The following is an 18734-nucleotide window of genomic DNA, read 5'->3' as shown; positions in this document are numbered from 1 at the left end:
ATGTCAGGACGAGTCCTTCACGCACAGCTGCATCTGCTCGACCGGCAGCTGATCGATCAGGCCGACGGTCACCTGGTCGGCAAGGTCGACGACGTCGAGCTCGACCTCGACGCCGACCCGCCGGTGGTGGCGGCGCTGATCTCCGGCCGGGTGGAGATCCCGGCGGGGCGGATCGCCGAGGTCGACTCGGCGCTGACGATCTCGACCGACGGCCTCGACCTGGACTACTACGACAACTGGATCGAGCATCACGTCATCGACAAGATCCCCGGAGCCGGCGATGCGACTGAATGAGCTGCTAGGCCACCGCGTGATCGATGCTGACGGCAACGAGCTCGGCGGCGTCGCGGATGTGCGGCTGGTGCAGGACGGGCCGTTGCTGGTGTCGATGCAGCGGGCGCTGCGGGTCGACGGCCTGATCGTGGTGGAAAACCGTTCCACCCGGCTGTTCGGTTACGAGCGCCATGTCGGCCCAGAGTTGCTGAGGCGGCTGGTCCACGCGCGACTGGGCGGCGTCTGGTACCTGCCCTGGCACGAGGTCGACGAAATCACCGCCGGCACCGTCACCACGACGAGCCGCGGTGATGACCTCCGTTCGCTCGAGGACATGGCGCGGTATTGAGCTACTCGGTGCACAGGCAGTTGATGCCGTGGTCGATCCAGTTCTGGCCGGACCATTCGGGGTGACGATCGATGAGGAGGGCCTTGACCTCGGTGCGGACGTCGGACTCGCTCATGGCGGAGTCCCGTCGGCGCCAGGTTTCGTCGCGGAGTTCGCGGAGGTAGGTGGCGACGGTGGTGAGGATCTCCGGGCCGCCGAGCTCACCATGGCCAGGTACGACGATCTTCGGCGCGGTCGTGGTCAGTCGATCCATCACGGACAACCAGCCGACGCCGGAGACATCCACGTCGTACGGCGGGAACCACGGGAAGATCGCGAACTGACCCGTCTCGGCGAGGTCGCCGGTGAACAGCACGCCGGCGTCCGGTACCTGGATGACCTGATCACCCTTCGTGTGCCCGCGGCCGGTGGCGCGCAGTTCGACGATCCGCCCGCCGAGATCGAGGTCGTGCGCGTCGCCGTACACCTCATCGGGCGTGGGGATCTCGACGTCCTCGAGCCGCTCGGCGATCGAGCCGCCGAAGCCGCGGAACATCTCCAGATAGCCGGTGCCCTTGGCCTCCAGGTCGTCCGCCTGCGCACGGTTGACCAGGTACGTCGCGTGCCCCGCGAAGACCTGTGCGCCGAACGCGTGCTCGGGGTGGAAGTGGGTCGTGGTGAGGTACAACCGCCGGCCGCGTGCCACCTCGGTCGCCAAGGCCAACACCTCCGAGGCGTTGGCGGTGCCGATGCCCGTGTCGACGACCAAGACGGCATCGGTGCCGCCGATGATGCCGATGTTCGGCACGAGGTCGACCTGCTGGTTCGGGATCACGAGCAGGTCGGGCGCGAGCTCCAGGGCGTCGGCAACGCGGACGGCGGGGTCGGGTAGCAGTACGTCGGTCATGGTCCGATCCCACCGCGTGCGCCGTCGCGGCGTCCAAGACCGATCCGGTCGCACCGATACCGTGCGGGTATCGTCGCTGGTCATGGAGCTGCGCACCCTGCGGTACTTCGTCGCCGTGGCCGAGGAACTCCACTTCGGCCGGGCAGCGGTGCGGCTGCAGATGAGTCAGCCGCCGCTGAGCCGGGCGATCAAGCAGTTGGAGCGAGAGCTCGGCGCCACGCTGTTCGACCGCTCCGCGGCGGGGGTCGCGCTCACGCCGGCAGGCGTCGTACTGCTGGAGGAGGCAAAGACTTTGCTGGAGCAGGCTGATCAGGTGCCGGCGCGGGTACGCGGCGCGGTCACCTTCACGATCGGCATGCTGGGGGACAGCACCGATCCGGGCGCGACGCGGTTGGCGGCGGCGTACCGGCGGCAGCATCCCGGTCTCGAGGTCCGCATTCGCGAAGCTGATCTGACCGATCCGACGTGCGGCCTTCGGGCCGGTCTCGTCGACGTGGCGCTGACCCGCGCGCCGTTCGACGAGACGGGATTGACCGTGCACGAGTTGCGGGCGGATCCGGTCGGCGCCGTACTGCGGGCCGATGATTCGTTGGCTCAGCGCGGTGAGTTGAAGCTTGCGGACTTGGCGGATCGACGGTGGTTCCAGTTCCCGGCGGATACCGACCCGATCTGGCAGTCGTACTGGAACGGCGGTCAGCATCGGGAGGGGCCGGTCGTGCGGTCGGTCCAGGAATGTCTGCAGGCCGTGCTGTGGAACGGCACGGTCGGGCTGAGCCCGCTCGGCCACAACCCGCCTGGCGAGCTCACCGTCGTACCGATTCTCGATCTGCCGCCGAGCCGGGTCGTGACGTGCTGGAAGAAGGGGGAGACCAACCCGCTCGTGCAGTCCTTTGTTCAGCTCGCGTCCACCGCGTACCAGGGAGAATGGCCCGATGAGTATTCTTGACAAGTTCTCGTTGGCCGGGCGGACGGCGTTGGTGACTGGTGGTTATCGCGGCCTCGGGCTCGCGTTCGCCACCGGATTGGCCGAGGCCGGGGCGGATGTGGTGATCGGGGCGCGCGATGTCGCGGCGTCCAAGGAGGCAGCCGCGCGGCTGGCGGAGGCGACCGGGCGGACGGTGATCGGCGTCGGTCTCGACGTGAACGATCGTGAGTCCGGCCGGGCTGCGGTCGACGCTGCGCTGGAGGCGACCGGTCGTCTGGACATCCTGGTGAACAACGCCGGCGCCTGCGTGCATCGGCCGTCCCTCGACATCCCGGACGAGGAGTGGGATGAGGTGTTCTCGACGAACGTCGACGGCCTGTGGAAGCTCAGCCAGACGGCCGCGCGCCACTTCACCACGGTCGGCGGCGGCACGATCGTCAACATCGGCTCGATCTCCGCGCAGATCGTGAACCGTCCGCAGTGGCAACCGGCGTACAACGCATCGAAGGCCGCGGTCCATCAACTGACCAAGTCGCTCGCCGCCGAGTGGGCGCCGTTGAACATCCGGGTAAATGCGGTCGCGCCCGGCTACGTGAAGACAGAAATGGCCCCCGTCGACGAGCCGCAATTCAAGGCCCGCTGGATCGACGACGCCCCGATGCAGCGCTACGCCGCACCCGAGGAGATCGCCCCAACCGTCGTCTTCCTCGCCTCAGACGCCTCCAGCTTCATGACTGGCTCAGTCGTCGTAATCGACGGCGGCTACACATTGCACTAGCTGCTAACGGGTGATGCGGTCTACGCGGCGGCCGGTTTGGTCGAAGACGTGGATTCGGGTGGTGTCGAGGGCGAGGTGGATGCGCGAGCCGCGTTTCAGGTCGGCTTCGGCGGGGAGTTCGATGACCAGGTCGGCCCGGCGGTGAGTGGGAGGTACAAGGTCGGCCGGGGCGGCTGTGCGAGCGGTCCGGACCCGGGAGAGGACCCTGGTCAGCACCGACGCGGGCGCGTCCTGATGGGGAACGGCGTGCATCGGTCTCGCCTGGCCGACTTGGTCGGGGTTGACTGCCTCGATCCCGCATTCGACGAACGCGATGGATTGCTGCCCGTGGAACTCGAACGCGCGCAGCGTCCCGGAAAGCTGGTTCGCGACGTCCTCGTCCGTGATGATGCGGAAGGCGTTCGAGCGGGCGCCGACGATGACCTGGGCGCCGTCGTGGTGGCGCAGGATCAGTGAGCGGCGGTCGGGCGGGGGCAGGGCGATGGACTGGGCGCCGAAGTCGAGCGCGACCCGATGGTGTGCGGTGACGCGGACGGTCGCGGACAGCAGGTTGATCCTCGGGGCGCCGAGGAAGCCGGCGACGAATGCGGTCGCGGGGTCGTTGTAGACCTGCGCCGGGGTGCCCACGTCCTCGATCCGGCCGTCGCGCATGACCGCGATCCGGTCAGCCAGCGTGAGCGCCTCGACCTGGTCGTGGGTCACGTACAGGGTGGTGACGTTCAGGTCCCGTGTCATCGCGCCGATCTCCTGGCGCAACTCGGTCCGCATCGTGGCGTCGAGGTTCGACAGCGGCTCGTCCAGCAGGAACACGTTCGGCCGGCGTACGAGCGCCCGCCCGATCGCGACGCGCTGACGCTGCCCGCCGGAGAGCGTCCGCGGCATCCGGTCGAGCACCGACTCGATGCTGAGGATCTGCGCCAGACCGGCAGCGGTCGAGCTCGCGTGGTCGTCGCCGTGCCCGGCGATCTGGAGCGGGAACATGATGTTCTCGCGGACGGTCCGGTTGGGGTAGAGCGCGCCGGTCTGGAAGACCATCGCGACCTGGCGATCCTTCGGCGGCAAGCGGGTTCCGTTGGTCCGGCCGAACCAGACCTCGCCGGCCGTCACCCGCTCGAGCCCGGCGATCATCCGCAGCAGCGTCGTCTTCCCGCACCCCGACGGCCCGAGCAGCACCATGAACTCGCCGTCGGCGATGTCGAGGGACAGCTCGTCCACGGCCAGGTGTTCACCCTCGAACACCTTGGACACCCCGTCGAGCCGGATCGCTGTCATCCCGTTTCTTATACGGGAAGACCAGTTCACCGGCAAGCACTGAACCCCGCTTTGCAAGTACTTGCAGACGGCAAGATTGAACACCTGACTGTTGCCACAGGCAAGCATATGTGGAGTCTGATCAAACTTCGGTCTGCGTGATGCCGTTGACGACGACCGTGACGAGGTCGCCGAGACCGCCTTCGGGGGTGCGGGTCAGTTGGATGAGGTCGGCTCGGCCGCCGACTTCCAGGCGGCCGCGGTCGGTCAGGCCGAGGAGGTTGGCGGGGGTGGTGGTGGCCATCGTGACGGCGGTGGCGAGGGGGAGACCGCCGGGGCCGGTGGACCAGCGGAGGCAGTCGAGGAGGGAGGCGCCGCTGCCTGCCAGGTACGGCGTGCCTTGCAGGCGGAGGCTGCCGTCGGGGCCGACGGTGACAGCGCCGCCGACCGCCGTCTTGTAGTCGCCGGGCGCGCATCCGGCGAGGGCGGCGGCGTCGCTGGTGAGGACGCAGCGGGCGGGGCCCTTGGCGCGAACGAGGGCGGCGAAAGTGTCGGCGGGAAGATGATGGCCGTCGGCAATCAGTCCGGCGATCAGCGCATCCTCGTTCAACTGCGCCCAGATCGGGTTTCCGTGCCGGTCGATCTGCGCAGGCAACCCGTTCCCGAGGTGCGTCGAGAGCCGCCCACCCGCAGCCGCAAACGCGTGGATGTCGTCAGCAGTCGCCAGCGAGTGCCCAACCGACACAATCACACCACGCCCCATCGCGCTCCCCGCCGCACTCGCGCGGAGCGCGCCTCCCGACTGTCCGGTCGCGAGGTTGCGGGTAAAGTCCAGGGCGCCGGAGCGCTCCGGGGCGAGCGTCAGGATCGCGATCGCGCCGGCGGCGGCTTTCTGCCAACGGTCGAACTCGTCCGGGTCCGGGTCCCGGATGACGGCCGGGTCGTGCGCACCCCGGGCGCCTTCGGCGCTCGAGATGTACGGACCCTCCAGATGCAGCCCGGGTACGCCGTACGCCACGACCGGGTCGGATGCTCGGGCTGCCGTCGCGCGGGTGACCAGGGCGGTTGTGGTGGCGTCGTTTGCGGAGATGATTGTGGGGTAGACCGTTGTGACGCCCTGCCGCCACAGGGCGCGGACCAGGTCGGACAGTTCGCTCGCCGGGCGTGAAGGGTCGTTGACGTCCAGGCCGCCGTACCCGTTGAGTTGGATGTCGACCAGCCCGGGGATCAGCAGCACGTCCGGCGCGGACGGGAGGTCGGTGATCTCCAAGATCCCGTCGGTCGAGTACCGCACTCGTACGCCGCGGCCATCGGCGGTGTGACCTTCCAGGACCTCGCTCATGCTCGGGCTTCCTCCTCGGCTCCGGTGCTGGGACGACACAACTACATCTTGGGCTCAGCAGCAAGACATGCTAGTTTGCTGCAAACGTTTGTAGTCAACCCGTCCCGAGGAGTGCACCGTGCTCGACACCCGGACCCAGATCGAAGACCTCCGTCTCGAAGTCTTCGCCGCCACCGCGGACATGGCCGCCGCGGCCGCCGCCGGCACCGCCGAGGTGCTCACTCGTGCGGTCGCCGAGCGCGGCGCAGCGCGCGTCGTGATCGCCACCGGCAACTCGCAGCTCGCCTTCGTCACCGCCCTCGCCGGGTACGACGTCCCGTGGTCGAAGGTCACCGTCTTCCACATGGACGAGTACGTCGGCATCGACGCGAACCATCCGGCGTCGTTCCGGCGTTGGATCCGCGAGCGGATCGCGGCGCCGTTCGGCCCGGCCCGGGTCGAGTACATCGACGGCGAGGCGTCCGATGTCGAGGCCGAGTGCGCGCGGTACGAGGCACTGTTGCGGGAGGCACCGATCGACCTGACCTGCATGGGGATCGGCGAGAACGGTCACCTCGCCTTCAACGAACCCGGACAGGCCGACTTCGACGATGCGCGCTGGGTCCGGCAGATCTCGCTGACCCCGGAATCGCTGCATCAGCAGGTCGGCGAGGGTCACTTCCCGGACGTCGACGCCGTGCCGCCGACCGCGATCTCGCTGACGGTCCCGGCCCTGCTCAGCGCGCGGCACGTTCAGGTAGTCGCACCGGAGAAGCGCAAGGCGGCCGCAGTACGCAACACGCTGACGCTGCCGATCGACGCGAGCTGCCCGTCGACGATCCTCCGACGTACGGCGAACGCCACCCTGTATCTCGACGCCGACTCCGCCGGCGACTCCCTCGACCTGCTCCCGGCCTGACACGTCGTTGCCCGGGTCCGCTCAACGGACCCGGGCAAGGCCGAGCAGGGCAGGGAGGTCGACCGGTTGATGCGTGGCGATCGACTGGACGAGACCGTCGCCCATGGCAACGGCGTACGCCGCTTCCGTGCTTGTTGCCATCAGCCCCAATTCGAGCGACTCGGGGCTCGGGCCGGCGAACAGGTCGCGCCGCATCAGTGGGTCCGCGCCGCCGTGGCCGCCTGTCTCCGCGACCACCTCGAGGACCCGCGTCGGGCCGAAGAGCTCGGAGACGGTGACCTGGTCGGAGGTCGGCAGCGCGGCGCCGTCCACGGTCCGGCCGTGCAGCAGTTCGATAGATCCGTGGGTGCCACCAATGCTGACGCGGTACCCCTCCCAGGTGCTCGAGAAGTCCACCGAATAGGTCATCGAGGTTCCGCCGGGGTAGCGCGCGACGGCGCTGTACGTGTCCTCGATGTCGATCTCGGTGTCGTACAGATAGAGCGGTCGAGACGCCGGATACTGACCGGGATAGTGGAGTCCGAAGAGACCTTCGCGGGCTCCGTCTTCGATGGGAAACACTCCGGCTGCCTCTTGGGCGAGAAAGTACGGGTCCTTGGAGCGCAGTCCGCCGTCCGGGCGATGAGGGCTCGACGGGCCGTAGTAGTTGAGGGCGCCGTACCCGAAGATCTCCTCGGGCGCGGAGCCGATCCACCAATTCAGCAGGTCGAAGTGGTGCGACGACTTGTGCACCTGTAGTCCGCCGGAGAGCTCGCGCTGCCGGTTCCAGCGGAGGAAATAGCTGGCCCCGTGGCGGAGGTCGACGTGGTAGTCCATCACCACCCGGGTGACGCGCCCGATCGTGCCGGCCTGGATCAGCCGTTTCACCTCACGATGCGCCGCCGGATACCTGAAGTTGTGGGTGACCTGCACGGTTCCGTCCGACTCGCGCTCGGCCGCCAGTACGGCCCGGGCGGCCGCAGCGGTGCTGACCATCGGCTTCTCCGTGATCACGTCCACGTCGTGCCGTAGTGCGCCGAGGATGTACTCCGCGTGGGTGTGATCGGGCGAGGTGACGATCACCGCGTCCGGAGCGCCCGTCGCGAGCAGTTCGTCGTACTGCGTCTGCGCGAAGAACGGGATCGGAGTACGTCCGAGCCGTTCCAGGGCCTGGTTGAACTCGGCGACCCGTGCGGCGTCGGTGTCGATGATCGCGACCACCTCGGCGTACTCGGAGAGATCGTCCTCGTCGCTGCCGTACCCGAACCCGCCGTCGGCGGTGCGATCGGTCAGCCCGAGGATCGGAAGGACGAAGCTCGCCAGCCCGCGGGCGGACAGCCCACAGACGGCGTACCGGCGGATCGAGGACATCGGGCGCTCCTTCAGTCGAGCAGTCGGCAGCAGGCGCTGTCGGCCGCGTACAGTCCAAGGCTCTCGAACAAGGTCCGCGCCATCACCCGGTGACCTCGGCCGCCGGGGTGGATCGGGTCGGCCATCCACTCGGCCGGCGCCCAGCCGTCACCGGCCGTGGTCCAGCGCGCGAAATGGTCGACGAGCGTCACGTCTCGCCGCTTGGCCACGGCACGGATCGTTGCGGCGTACGCCGGCAGGTGGTCGCCGAGGTTGTACCGGCAGGTCCGCAGTACGGCGGTCGGCGTCTGCGCGATCACGAGCGCGCCGGTGTCACGGATCGTGGTCAGCAGCGTGTCGTAGCGCCGCTCGAACTTCTCCAGACCGTCACGCCCTGCCTTCGCGTCGTTGGTGCCGACGCCGATCAGCACCAGGTCGGGGGAGAGGTCGAGCGCGGCGGGTAGCCGGCCGAGCGTGTCCTCGGTGGTCGCTCCGGAGACTGCCCAGCGGACGAACGAGTCGCCGTACCGCGTGAGCTCGTAGCGGATCCGCTCCTCGAGCAGCTGCACGTAGTCGCGCTCGGCGCCGGTCCAGTGCGCGCCCTGGGCGATGCTGTCGCCGATCGTCGACCAGCGGATCGGGTCGCCCGACTGCAACCGGGCCGTCACGGGGCTCTCTGCCATGACCGACACCATAGCAAGATTCTCTGCTATTGCGACAAACGTTTGCAGTCCGTATCGTCCAGCGCAGCCCGTCCGTCGCAGAGGAGCCCGCCCATGAGTGACGCCCCCAGGATCACGCACGGAATCACGCGTAGAAGTCTGTTTGTCGGGACGGCAGCCGCCGCCCTGCTCGCAGGTACGACGACGTCGGCCCACGCCGCGCCGTCCCTCACCCTTCCGGATCCGCCGGCCGACGCGATCGCCCGCGGCCAGGTGTTCGACAACCAGGTCCCGGACCGGTCGGTGTACGCCGGTCTGGTTTCGTTCGTCTGGGGTGCGTCGAGTTTGGCGCAGCCGGCCGGCGCGGTGCCGTCGGCGTACATGCCGGCGTTCCGCGATTTCGACCAGACCCACACGCTGGCGTGGTACCAGGCGAACCACCCGGACTGGATCGCGTACAAGGCCGACGGTACGACGGTGGCGTGGGAATTCGGCAACACGACGTATGTGCCGATCGACTTCCAGAACCCGGACGTGCGGACGTTCTACTGGAACTCGTTCGTGCAGCCGAAGATCGACGCCGGGTACCCGATCATTGCCTTCGACAACGTCCTGACCTTCAACGGGTACGGGAACGCCGGGCACTACGACGGTACGCAGTGGGTCCCGCAGTACAGCGGTGACCGGGTCGACGATGTCTGGGCCGAGGCGGTGCTCGATTGGCTGTCGTATCTGTCCGGGCGGCTGCACGCGGCCGGGATCGGGATGGCTGCCAACATCACCTGGAGCGCCTCGGTGAAGGTTCCCGACATGCTCTCGGCGGTGGGGCTGGTTGATGTGTACGTCGATGAGCAGGGGCTCACGGTTCATCGGCCGGAGAACTACAACGACTCGGCTTGGGACAACAAGTACAACTTCACGCGTCAGATCGCCGGGCAGACGTTGCACCTGGCAATCAACGAGACGACTGAAGAGACGCTCGCGACCGCGACCCAGGCGCAGATCGACTGGGCGGTCGCGAACTACCTGCTGTACCGCGAGCAGAAGAGCATGATGGCGCTCTGCGGCGTGGGTGAGTATCACGTGTTCGTCGATTGCCCGCAGTTGCACACGAACATCGGGACGCCGTCCGCCGCGCCGGTGCTCGATGCGTCCGGCGCCTACACCCGCCTGTACCAGCACGGAATGACGCTGGTGAACCGATCGTCCACGGCGACGGCCGTGGTCACTCTTCCCGCCGGGACCTGGACCGATCTGCATGGCGCCACGGTCTCCGGCCAACTGTCGATGCCGCCGAATTCCGGCAGCGTGCTGTCGAACCTCTGAGAGGAACCCGTCCATGAGACTCCGCCGAATGTCCTCGGCCGCGCTCGTCGTCGCGGTCGGCCTGGGCCTGCTCACGCCGACCGCCCAGGCGAGTGAACCCAGCTGGCCCGGGGGCGGTTGCCCGGCTCCCCAGGCCGATGTCCCGTTGCCCGTGACGCGCGATCACGGCGTACTGCAGGCACAGGTGTTTGATCGGCAGGTGCCTGATCCGTCGGTGTATGCGGGTCGCGTCGGCTTCGTTTGGGCTGCGTTGCAGTCGGCTCAACCTAGTGGTGTGTTGGCCAGTTCTTATGTCACTGCGTTCCGGAACGCGCCGGCGCGGGAGTACACGCCGGAGTGGTTCAAGACGAACCATCCGGACTGGATCGAGTACACCCCGGACCGGACCACGCCGGCTTGGGAGTTCAACAACCAGGTCTATACGCCCATCGACATCAGCAATCCGGCGGTTCGGCAGTGGTACACCTCGACGCTGATCGATCCGGCGATCGCCGCCGGGTTCAAGGTGATTGCCGTTGACAACATCGGCGTACGGAACGACTTCAAGGTCAGCGGTCACTACGACGCGAACGGTCAATGGGTGCAGCAGTTCGGGACCGATCCGAAGGACCCGGCGTGGGTGGCGGACGTGCTCGACTGGCTGCGGTACCTGCGGGACTATGCGCACGCGCGTGGGGTCGCGGTCGCGTTCAACCTGACGTTCAACGGCAGTCTGCACGACGAGTTCCAGGACAAGTCGCCGGAGTACATCGCGGACCTCGACCAGATGATCGACATCTCCGACATCTGGCTGAACGAGCAGGGCTTCACCGTGCACCGCGTCGAGAACGTCACCGACGACGAGTGGCAGCTGATGTTCGACCTCCTCCGCCGGCACCGCTGCAAGCCGTCCGTGGTGATGAACAAACTCCCAACCGCGTACTGGAACGAGGCCACACCCGAGCAGCGCCAGTGGGTAGTCGCCAACTACCTCCTCTACCGCGAGGCCCCCGCAATGCTGGAAAGCACCGGCAGCAAGGACTACGCCGCCTTCAACGAGATCCCGGAAATGTCCGCCGACCTCGGCACCGCGATCACTCCGCCCGTACGCCGAGGACCCGTCCTCTGGACCCGCCTGTACCGCGAAGGCATGACCGTCGTAAACCCATCCTCAACCCAGCCCGCCAACCTCTCCCTCCCACCCGGCACCTGGACCGACCTCCACGGCATCCACTACTCCGGCCACATCACCGTATCCGCCAACACAGGCCTAGTCCTCAAGAAGAGCTAACAGCCACACCCGCGCACCGCCCCACCCGGGCGGTGCGCGCCACCTGCAAGAAAGAGATCAACCAAGGAGAAGAGGTTTGGCCCCTCAGATCTGCAACTCGACAGGAGGTGTGATGGTGTCGGGCTCGATCTCAGGCGTACGCGAGGAGCCGGGGCCGGCCGTTGGAGGCACACGTCCTGTCCAGATGCAGACCAACCAGCGCGATCATACAGACCTCGCAGATGCCCGACCGGCGCTGGTTCGCCGAGTCGTGGAGAAGGGCCCTAAGCCGGTACGTCGAGTCGTGGACAGTGGCTGGAAAATGTCGCCAGAACCCACGACTCGACGAACCCGACACCGGATCCGGCTGGCGTCGGGGCAGGCTTGGCCTTCAAGCTCTTTTGGAGTGGTGGCTGGCTTCGGTGATCGGCTGCGGCGGATCTACCCGGTCGATCGACCAGCTGCTCGACGCGGGGGCCACCCCGTCTCACCCGTACCGCACGCCACCACTTCTCCGCCTCCGGAACTACCTCGTCAGCGGTGCTGGCAAACCGCCGGCTGACCATCGAGGCCGGCCACTGCTCTAAATTCTTCTTTTCTTGTCTTTCTCTTCAGCGGAGGTTGGTTGGGGCTACGCCGGTGGAGCCTCGGATTACTAGGCGGGTTTCTAGGCGGACTGTTGTTGGTGTGGTGAAGTCTTCACCTTCGCGGAGTTGGTCTAGGAGGAGGTCTACGGCGGCTGAACCCAGTTCGGCGGCGGGGACGTGGATTGACGTCAGCATGGGGTGGGTGACGGTGGAGAGGGGGCTGTCGTCGATGCCGATGACGCTGATTTCGCGGCCTACCTGCATGCCGCGTTCGGTGAGGCGGGACATCACGCCTAGGGCGATCAGGTCGTCGTACGCGATGGCGGCAGCGGATTCGGCAGACTGCAAGAGATCCGCCGCACGCATGCCGGCTTGGATCTGCGGCTCGAAGGGGCCGAGTTCGCGGAGCTCGAGACCGTGCTCGGCGCATGCAGCGGCGAGGGCGTCTCGGCGTTGTTGGTTGGACCACGAGCGTCGCGGGCCGGCCAGGTAGCAGACGCGGGTGTGGCCGAGGGAGACCAGGTGTTCGACGGCCTCCGACATGCCCTCGGACTCGTCGATCACGACGCTCCCGGCGCCCTCGACCTCACGGTTCACGAAGACGACCGGCAGCTGCTTGGCGAGTCGGGTCAGCTCGGCGGGGTCGGTCCGCGGTGACGCGAGGACAAGCCCGTCCACCTGCCGGCTCAGTCCGCGTGCGAGCTCGAGCTCATCGGCGACATGCTCGTCGGTGTCGGCGATCAGTACGGAGTACCGCTTGTCGCGGGCGCGTGCCTGGACCGACTTGATGATCGGCGGGAAGAACGGGTTTGCGATGTCCGGGACGACCAGGCCGATGGTGTCGGTGCGCCCGGAGACCAGCGAACGGCCGGCCCGGCTCGGCGCGTATCCGAGCTGCCGGGCGACCCGCTCGATCCGGGTCCTGGTCTCGGCGTTGACCTTGTCCGGATCGGTGAGCGCGCGCGACACGGTCGACGTCGACACGTTGCAGGCCGCGGCCACCTCCGCCAGCGTGACAGCCATCTGGACTCCCCGGGATCGTGGATAAGTCCTGGCATCGTAGCGCAAACGATTGCCGTGATCATTGACCCTGATTGTAACCACTTGGACGGCTTTCCACTGCAAACCGTTGACTCTTGCTGCAAACGTTGGCAGTCTCGTCTCACCCCGGCCGATCCGGCCGTGGATCGAAGGGAGATCCCGTGCGCCCCAGGATGAAATTGACAGCGGTCGTGGCCGGTCTGGCCGCGCTGGCCGGCCTGACTGCTTGCTCAGGGGGCAGCAGCAGCGCGTCCGGGAGTACGCCGCCGTTGACCGTGGCGGCGTATTCGCAGCCGACGTTGCAGCCGAACTTCAACCCGTTCTCGGTGAACGCGTTGCGCGGCACGATCGGGCTGATCTACGAGCAGCTGTTCGACTTCAACACCGCGCACCAGAACGAGTTCATGCCGAGCCTGGTCACGAAGTACACCTGGGCGACCGGTGGGAAGGCGATCGACCTGGCCCTGGACAACCGGGCGAAGTGGTCCGACGGCAGCGCGCTGACCGCGGACGACGTGATCTTCACCTTCGACTACATGAACCAGCACCAGCTGCTCGCGCTGCCGGTCGACAAGGTGACCAAGACCGCCGACGGCGTACACCTCACCTTCACCAAACCGGCGTACGCCGCGATCCAGGACCTGGGCCGGACCGTGATCGTGCCGAAGAAGGTCTGGGCGACCAAGGATCCCGACACCGACACCAACCTGAAGCCGATGGGCAGCGGCCCGTACTCGCTCGGCCAGGTGACCGGCCAGCAGGCCACGTTCAAGGCGCGCGACGACTACTGGAAACAGAAGGTCCCGGTCCCGCAGATCACCTACGTGACCACCAGCAGCACCAACCTGCTCACCCAGCAGCTCGTCCGCCACGAGATCGACCTGGCGTACGCCGGAATCCCGGACGTGAAGAACCAGTTCGTCCAGCGCGATCCGGCTCAGAACCATCTCTGGCCGATCTACGCGAGCATGAAGCCGCTGATGCTGAACCTGAAGCGCAAGCCGTTCGACAACGTGCACGTCCGCAAGGGCCTCGCGCTGGCGATCGACCGGAAGGCCGTCACCGACGCGTACAACCCGGGCGTCTACGCGCCGGTGGGTCCGACCGGTCTGTACCAGGGGACCTGGTCGTCGTGGATCGCGCCCGCCGACCGCAACCCGGTGAAGCCGGACAAGGCCGCTGCACTGGTCGAGTTCGCACAGGCCGGGTACAAGCAGCAGGGCGGCAAGCTGATCGGTGCCGACGGCAAGCAGTTGAAGCTGCGGATCCTCACCGTCAGCGCGTTCGCGGACGGGATGGCGTACTCACAGGAGCTCGCCGGACAGCTCGCTGCGCTCGGCATCGACGCCGCGGTGAACGGCGTACCGTCGGCGGCGTACACCGGTGACGAGGACAAGCGCGACTTCGACGCGATCTACGGTGACGCGTTCACGTTCGGCACGAACCCGTACACCTTCTACAACAAGATGCTGTCGGCCAAGTCGAAGACCAACGTCGTCGGCTGGGACGATCCGGCCACCGAGTCCGCGCTGGGAGCGCTCGCGCAGGCCGCGCCGGATGCGCAACTGGCAGGCTCGAAGCCGTTGCAGCAGATCATGCTGAACCAGCTCCCGGTCATCCCGGTCGCGGTGAAAGGCACGCCGTACATGTACAACACCGAGCACTGGACCGGCTGGCCCACTGCCGATGATCCCTACACGACGCCGGATCCGGGTGCAATCAGCGGGGTGTTCGCGGCCAAGCTGTTCCTGTCCCTGAAGCCGGCATGACGCGACTTCTCGGTACGCCGTTCGTCCAGCGGATCGGGTTCTACCTGTTGGCCGCCTGGTCCGCTGTGACGATCAACTTCGTGCTGCCGCGGCTGATGCCGGGCGATCCGGCGTCGGCGATCCTGTTCAAGATGTCCGAGCTGGGCCCGGTGTCGGAGCAGCAGGAGGAGTTGGTGCACCGGCTGTTCGGCGGCGCGCGCGGGCAATCCTGGTGGCACGAGTACGTGAGCTATCTGAACGGGATCCTCCACCTGGACTTCGGCCGGTCGATCTCGTTCTACCCGGCGACCGTCTCGTCGGTGGTGAAGTCCGGGTTCCTGTGGACGCTGCTGCTGGTCGGCAGCGCGACCGTGATCGCGTTCGTGCTCGGCACCAGCCTCGGCATCGTGGCCGGCTGGCGGCCGGGCCGCGCGGTCGACTCGGTCGGCAGCCTGGCGTCGATCTTCCTGCACTCGCTGCCGTACTTCTGGGTCGCGCTGATCCTCGTGTACGTGTTCGCATTCACGCTCGGCTGGTTCCCGCTGTCCGGCGGCGCCGACATCGGGGTCGTGCCGGGGTTCACGCCGGACTTCCTGAACAGCGCGGTCCGGCACGCGATGTTGCCTGCCGCAACCATCGTGCTCACCTCGGTGAGCGGGTGGATGATCCACATGCGCAACATGATGGCCTCGGTGGTGAACGAGGACTACGTGCTGCTCGCGCAGGCGAAGGGCCTGGCCGGTCACCGGGTGGTCTTCTCGTACGCCGCGCGCAACGCCGTACTGCCCAGCATCAGCGGGTTCGCGGTATCGATCGGCATGGTGGTCGGCGGATCGCTGCTGACCGAGATGGTGTTCAACTATCCCGGCCTCGGCAGCCTGCTCAACCAGGCGATCGTCAACGTCGACTACCCGCTGATGCAGGGCCTGTTCCTGATCATCTCGCTGACCGTGCTGGCGGCGAACTTCGTGGTCGATTCGCTCTACGTGCTGATCGACCCGCGCACCCGGGAGGCGGCGTGAAGCGACTGATGGGCGGTGACCGGAAGGTGACCGTCGGACTGGTGATCCTGGCCGTGATGCTACTGATCGCACTGGTCGGACCAGTGCTCGTCAGCTCGGTCCTCGGCCAGTCACCGACCAAGCTGCACGCCGGCCCTGCACTCGCAGGTCCGTCCGGTGATCACTGGCTGGGTACGACGTCGTCCGGCGTCGACGTCTTCGCGCAGTTCATCACCGGGACCCGCGTCTCGGTCTTCGTCGGACTGGTCGGCGGGACGATCTCGACGTTCCTCGCCGTACTGTTCGGGCTGGTCAGCGGCTATCACACTGGTCGAACCGGTGCCGCGCTGACCGGATTCGTGAACATCTTCCTGGTCATCCCGGGGCTTCCGTTGCTGCTCCTGATCGCCAGCTACACCCGCGGCCGAGGCGGTTGGGCGGCGGTCGCATTGATCATCGGTCTGACCAGTTGGGCCGGCGGTGCCCGGGTCAAACGAGCTCAGACGTTGTCGCTGCGCAATCGCGATTTCGTCGCCGCCGCGCGGTACAGCGGGGACAAGCAGTCGCGAGTGCTGTTCATGGAAGTAGTCCCGCATCTCGCGCCGGTGATCGCGTCGACTTTCTTGTTCGCGATCGTCGGTTCGATCGCGGCGGAGGCGGGACTGGACTTCATCGGTGCCGGCAACACCAACACGGTCAGCTGGGGCACGATGCTGTACTGGGCGCAGTCGCAAGGCGCGCTGCAGAGCGGGGCGTGGTGGTGGTTCCTCCCGCCGGGCCTGGGCATCGCCTTGGTCGGTACGGCGGCCGGTCTGGTCAACTTCGGCATCGACGAGTTGTCCGATCCGCGCCGTCGTACGCTCCGCGCCGGATCCAGGGCGACGCGGTCAGGGCGGTCAGGGCGGCGGAAGGTTCGCCGTACGGAGGTGGCGGCATGACGTTGCTCGAGGTACGCGACCTGGTGGTGGAGTACGGGACGGTGCGGGCGGTCGACAAGGTGTCGTTCGACGTCGGACGCGGCGAGATCTTCGGCGTGCTGGGGGAGAGCGGCAGCGGGAAGACCACGCTGATGACCGCGATCACCCGGCTGCAACGCCCGCCCGCGCAGATCGCCGGTGGCACCGTCACTTATCGGCCGGCCGACGGTACGCCGGTGGAACTGGTCGGCTGTACGCCGAAGCAGTTGCGTGAACTGCGCTGGGAACGGGTGGCCGTGGTCTTCCAGAGCGCGATGAGCTCGCTGAACCCGGTCATGCGGGTCGGCACGCAGTTCGCCGACGCGATCCGGGCTCACCGATCGGTGAAACGTGCCGAGGCCTGGGACCGGGCCGCCGGACTGCTCGAACTGGTCGGGATTCCGCGCGACCGCGTGCGCAGCTACCCGCACGAGCTGTCCGGCGGGATGCGGCAGCGCGCCGCGATCGCGTTGTCGCTCGCCTGCCAGCCGGACCTCGTCGTGATGGACGAACCGACCACCGCAGTCGATGTGGTGATGCAGCGTCAGATCCTCGACAACCTCAAGGAACTGCAGGTGACCTTCGGCTTCTCGGTCCTCTTCGTCACGCACGACCTGTCGCTGCTGGTCGAGCTGGCCGACCGGATCATGGTGATGTACGCCGGACGCGCGGTCGAGATCGCATCGGCCAACGACATCTACCGCGACCCGCAACACCCGTACACGCAGGGATTGCGGGACTCGTTCCCCTCACTGCACGGGCCGCGCCGAGAGCTGCGCGGGATCGGTGGCACGCCGCCCGATCTCAGGCGCCTGCCGACCGGCTGCGCGTTCGAACCCCGATGTCCGCAACGCGTCGACGACTGCCGGGAGACGCTGCCGTTGCTGATCGAACGCGACCGTACCCAGGCAGCCTGCCTGCTTCTGGATGATCGGCTGGAGGTGCGACATGCTGGAAGCCGTTGACGTCACGAAGCGAATGGCGCTGCACGGTCGTCGCCGTGGGCAATGGTTCACAGCGGTCGACTCGGCGTCGCTGAAGCTGGAGTCCGGCAAAGTGCTCGCGCTGGTCGGCGAGAGCGGTTCGGGCAAGAGCACGCTGGCCCGGATCCTGACGCTCGGCGACGAGCCGTCCTCCGGGACGATCCGCCTGGCCGGCAAGGAGGTCAGCCTGCGTCGGCGGGCCGATCGGCAGGCGCACTTCGGCCAGGTCCAGCTGATCATGCAAGACCCGTTCGCGTCGCTGAACCAACTGCATCGCGTGCGGTACATCCTCAGCCGGCCGCTCCGGAACTTCGGGGCGAGTGGCGACCTGACCGACCGGATCATCGAGCTGCTCGAACGGGTGAACCTGACACCGGGGGAGCAGTACATCGACAAGTACCCGCACGAGCTGTCCGGTGGCCAACGGCAACGAGTCGCGATCGCCCGTGCGCTGGCCGCGGATCCCGTCGTACTCATCGGCGACGAGCCGGTGTCGATGCTCGACGTGTCGATCCGGCTCGACGTACTGCGGTTGTTCGCGGACCTGTGCGCGCAGGACGGGCTCGCGATGCTGTACATCACGCACGACATCGCGAGCGCACGGTACTTCGCGGACGAGATCAACGTGATCTACGCGGCTCGCATGGTCGAGGGCGGGCCGGCCGAGGAGGTGACCCAGCGGCCGCGGCACCCGTACACGCAGCTCCTGCTGGAGTCGTCGCCGGATCCGGACCGCGTCGGCGAGCGCAGTACGTTGCCCATCGTCGACACGTCGAACGAGCCCGTCGACCGCGAGCAGGAGCTCGCGGGGTGCCCGTTCGCGGCCCGCTGCCCACACGCGATGCCGGTCTGCTCCGAGCGGCCGCCGCCCACAACCACGTTCGCCGACGGCCACTGGACCCGCTGCTGGCTGCACACGGAGAGTTAGGTCCGCAGGCGATCGGGGTATTGGTAGTAGGTGGCCAGGGGATGGTTTGCCGCAACTGGGTCGTCGTCTCCCAGCAACCCGCCGGCGGCACCCACGCACCTGCCGACACCAAGATCATCCTGCGCTCCAAGAAGATCGGTGAGTAGCCGGTTTCCTTCTGGCTGAAGTTAATTCCGCTCAACCGGTTGACACCGGATCCTCGCCGAATTAACTTCAGCTGGA

At 67.3% G+C, this 18734-nt stretch carries 18 protein-coding genes; 12 read left to right on the top strand and 6 right to left on the bottom strand.

Going from position 1 to position 18734, the window contains the following annotated elements:
- Window positions 1–294 (top strand): hypothetical protein, encoded by a 294-nt coding sequence (locus ACQPYH_RS27010; protein ID WP_432876654.1) that lies wholly within the window; start codon window positions 1–3, stop codon window positions 292–294.
- Window positions 281–622, top strand: coding sequence for a hypothetical protein (locus tag ACQPYH_RS27005; RefSeq protein ID WP_432876652.1), 342 nt, complete (start codon window positions 281–283; stop codon window positions 620–622). Before ACQPYH_RS27010 ends, ACQPYH_RS27005 begins: the two co-directional genes overlap by 14 nt.
- Window position 623: 1 nt before the next feature.
- Here the strand turns inward: ACQPYH_RS27005 and ACQPYH_RS27000 are convergent, their stop codons facing one another.
- Complete coding sequence (locus ACQPYH_RS27000) at window positions 624–1508, bottom strand: MBL fold metallo-hydrolase (protein ID WP_432876650.1); 885 nt, start codon at window positions 1506–1508, stop codon at window positions 624–626.
- Window positions 1509–1590: 82 nt separating this feature from the next.
- On the opposite strand from ACQPYH_RS27000, the gene ACQPYH_RS26995 reads away from it, so the two are divergent.
- Both ACQPYH_RS26995 and ACQPYH_RS26990 read left to right on the top strand, forming a co-directional pair.
- The gene (locus tag ACQPYH_RS26995) at window positions 1591–2454 is read left to right on the top strand and encodes a LysR family transcriptional regulator (protein WP_432876648.1); all 864 of its coding nucleotides are present in this window, start codon (window positions 1591–1593) and stop codon (window positions 2452–2454) included.
- Window positions 2441–3211, top strand: coding sequence for an SDR family NAD(P)-dependent oxidoreductase (locus ACQPYH_RS26990; protein WP_432876646.1), 771 nt, complete (start codon window positions 2441–2443; stop codon window positions 3209–3211). Before ACQPYH_RS26995 ends, ACQPYH_RS26990 begins: the two co-directional genes overlap by 14 nt.
- A gap of 3 nt (window positions 3212–3214) precedes the next feature.
- Here ACQPYH_RS26990 and ACQPYH_RS26985 read toward each other — a convergent pair whose 3' ends face one another.
- Window positions 3215–4483: an ABC transporter ATP-binding protein gene (locus ACQPYH_RS26985; protein ID WP_432876644.1), complete on the bottom strand. Its 1269-nt coding sequence runs from the start codon at window positions 4481–4483 to the stop codon at window positions 3215–3217.
- Window positions 4484–4604: 121 nt separating this feature from the next.
- Window positions 4605–5804 (bottom strand): N-acetylglucosamine-6-phosphate deacetylase, encoded by a 1200-nt coding sequence (locus tag ACQPYH_RS26980; RefSeq protein ID WP_432876642.1) that lies wholly within the window; start codon window positions 5802–5804, stop codon window positions 4605–4607.
- 118 nt (window positions 5805–5922) lie between these two features.
- Here ACQPYH_RS26980 and ACQPYH_RS26975 point away from each other — a divergent pair, with 118 nt between their 5' ends.
- Window positions 5923–6702: a glucosamine-6-phosphate deaminase gene (locus tag ACQPYH_RS26975; RefSeq protein WP_432876640.1), complete on the top strand. Its 780-nt coding sequence runs from the start codon at window positions 5923–5925 to the stop codon at window positions 6700–6702.
- A 21-nt stretch (window positions 6703–6723) separates the two neighbouring features.
- On the opposite strand, the gene ACQPYH_RS26970 is transcribed toward ACQPYH_RS26975, so the two are convergent.
- Window positions 6724–8052, bottom strand: coding sequence for a Gfo/Idh/MocA family protein (locus ACQPYH_RS26970; RefSeq protein WP_432876638.1), 1329 nt, complete (start codon window positions 8050–8052; stop codon window positions 6724–6726).
- Window positions 8053–8063: 11 nt separating this feature from the next.
- Window positions 8064–8714: an SGNH/GDSL hydrolase family protein gene (locus ACQPYH_RS26965; RefSeq protein ID WP_432876636.1), complete on the bottom strand. Its 651-nt coding sequence runs from the start codon at window positions 8712–8714 to the stop codon at window positions 8064–8066.
- 93 nt (window positions 8715–8807) lie between these two features.
- On the opposite strand from ACQPYH_RS26965, the gene ACQPYH_RS26960 reads away from it, so the two are divergent.
- Together ACQPYH_RS26960 and ACQPYH_RS26955 are read left to right on the top strand one after the other, a co-directional pair.
- Window positions 8808–10019 carry a putative glycoside hydrolase gene (locus tag ACQPYH_RS26960; protein ID WP_432876635.1) on the top strand — a complete coding sequence of 404 codons (1212 nt, stop codon included), beginning with the start codon at window positions 8808–8810 and terminating at the stop codon, window positions 10017–10019.
- Between the two features lie 13 nt (window positions 10020–10032).
- A complete protein-coding gene (locus tag ACQPYH_RS26955) occupies window positions 10033–11289 on the top strand; it encodes a putative glycoside hydrolase (RefSeq protein WP_432876633.1) in 1257 nt (418 codons plus the stop codon).
- Window positions 11290–11879: 590 nt separating this feature from the next.
- Here ACQPYH_RS26955 and ACQPYH_RS26950 read toward each other — a convergent pair.
- Complete coding sequence (locus tag ACQPYH_RS26950; protein ID WP_432876631.1) at window positions 11880–12878, bottom strand: LacI family DNA-binding transcriptional regulator; 999 nt, start codon at window positions 12876–12878, stop codon at window positions 11880–11882.
- 191 nt (window positions 12879–13069) lie between these two features.
- Between ACQPYH_RS26950 and ACQPYH_RS26945 the strand changes: the two genes are divergently transcribed.
- From ACQPYH_RS26945 to ACQPYH_RS26925, 5 genes are read left to right on the top strand one after another with little or no spacing between them, the layout of a single operon-like run.
- Window positions 13070–14665 carry an ABC transporter substrate-binding protein gene (locus ACQPYH_RS26945; RefSeq protein ID WP_432876629.1) on the top strand — a complete coding sequence of 532 codons (1596 nt, stop codon included), beginning with the start codon at window positions 13070–13072 and terminating at the stop codon, window positions 14663–14665.
- Complete coding sequence (locus tag ACQPYH_RS26940; protein ID WP_432876627.1) at window positions 14662–15666, top strand: ABC transporter permease; 1005 nt, start codon at window positions 14662–14664, stop codon at window positions 15664–15666. The genes ACQPYH_RS26945 and ACQPYH_RS26940 overlap by 4 nt, the downstream gene beginning before the upstream one ends.
- Window positions 15663–16583, top strand: coding sequence for an ABC transporter permease (locus ACQPYH_RS26935; protein ID WP_432876625.1), 921 nt, complete (start codon window positions 15663–15665; stop codon window positions 16581–16583). Before ACQPYH_RS26940 ends, ACQPYH_RS26935 begins: the two co-directional genes overlap by 4 nt.
- Window positions 16580–17566 carry an ABC transporter ATP-binding protein gene (locus ACQPYH_RS26930; RefSeq protein ID WP_432876623.1) on the top strand — a complete coding sequence of 329 codons (987 nt, stop codon included), beginning with the start codon at window positions 16580–16582 and terminating at the stop codon, window positions 17564–17566. Before ACQPYH_RS26935 ends, ACQPYH_RS26930 begins: the two co-directional genes overlap by 4 nt.
- Entirely contained in the window at window positions 17550–18512 is a 963-nt protein-coding gene (locus ACQPYH_RS26925; RefSeq protein WP_432876622.1) for an ABC transporter ATP-binding protein, read from the top strand. Before ACQPYH_RS26930 ends, ACQPYH_RS26925 begins: the two co-directional genes overlap by 17 nt.
- Window positions 18513–18734 lie beyond the last annotated feature (222 nt).

The organism is Kribbella sp. CA-245084 (assembly GCF_050942355.1).
Taxonomy (GTDB): Bacteria; Actinomycetota; Actinomycetes; order Propionibacteriales; family Kribbellaceae; genus Kribbella.
The sequence above is the reverse complement of the archived record's forward strand: the minus strand, read 5'-3'. Positions and strand labels throughout refer to the sequence as shown.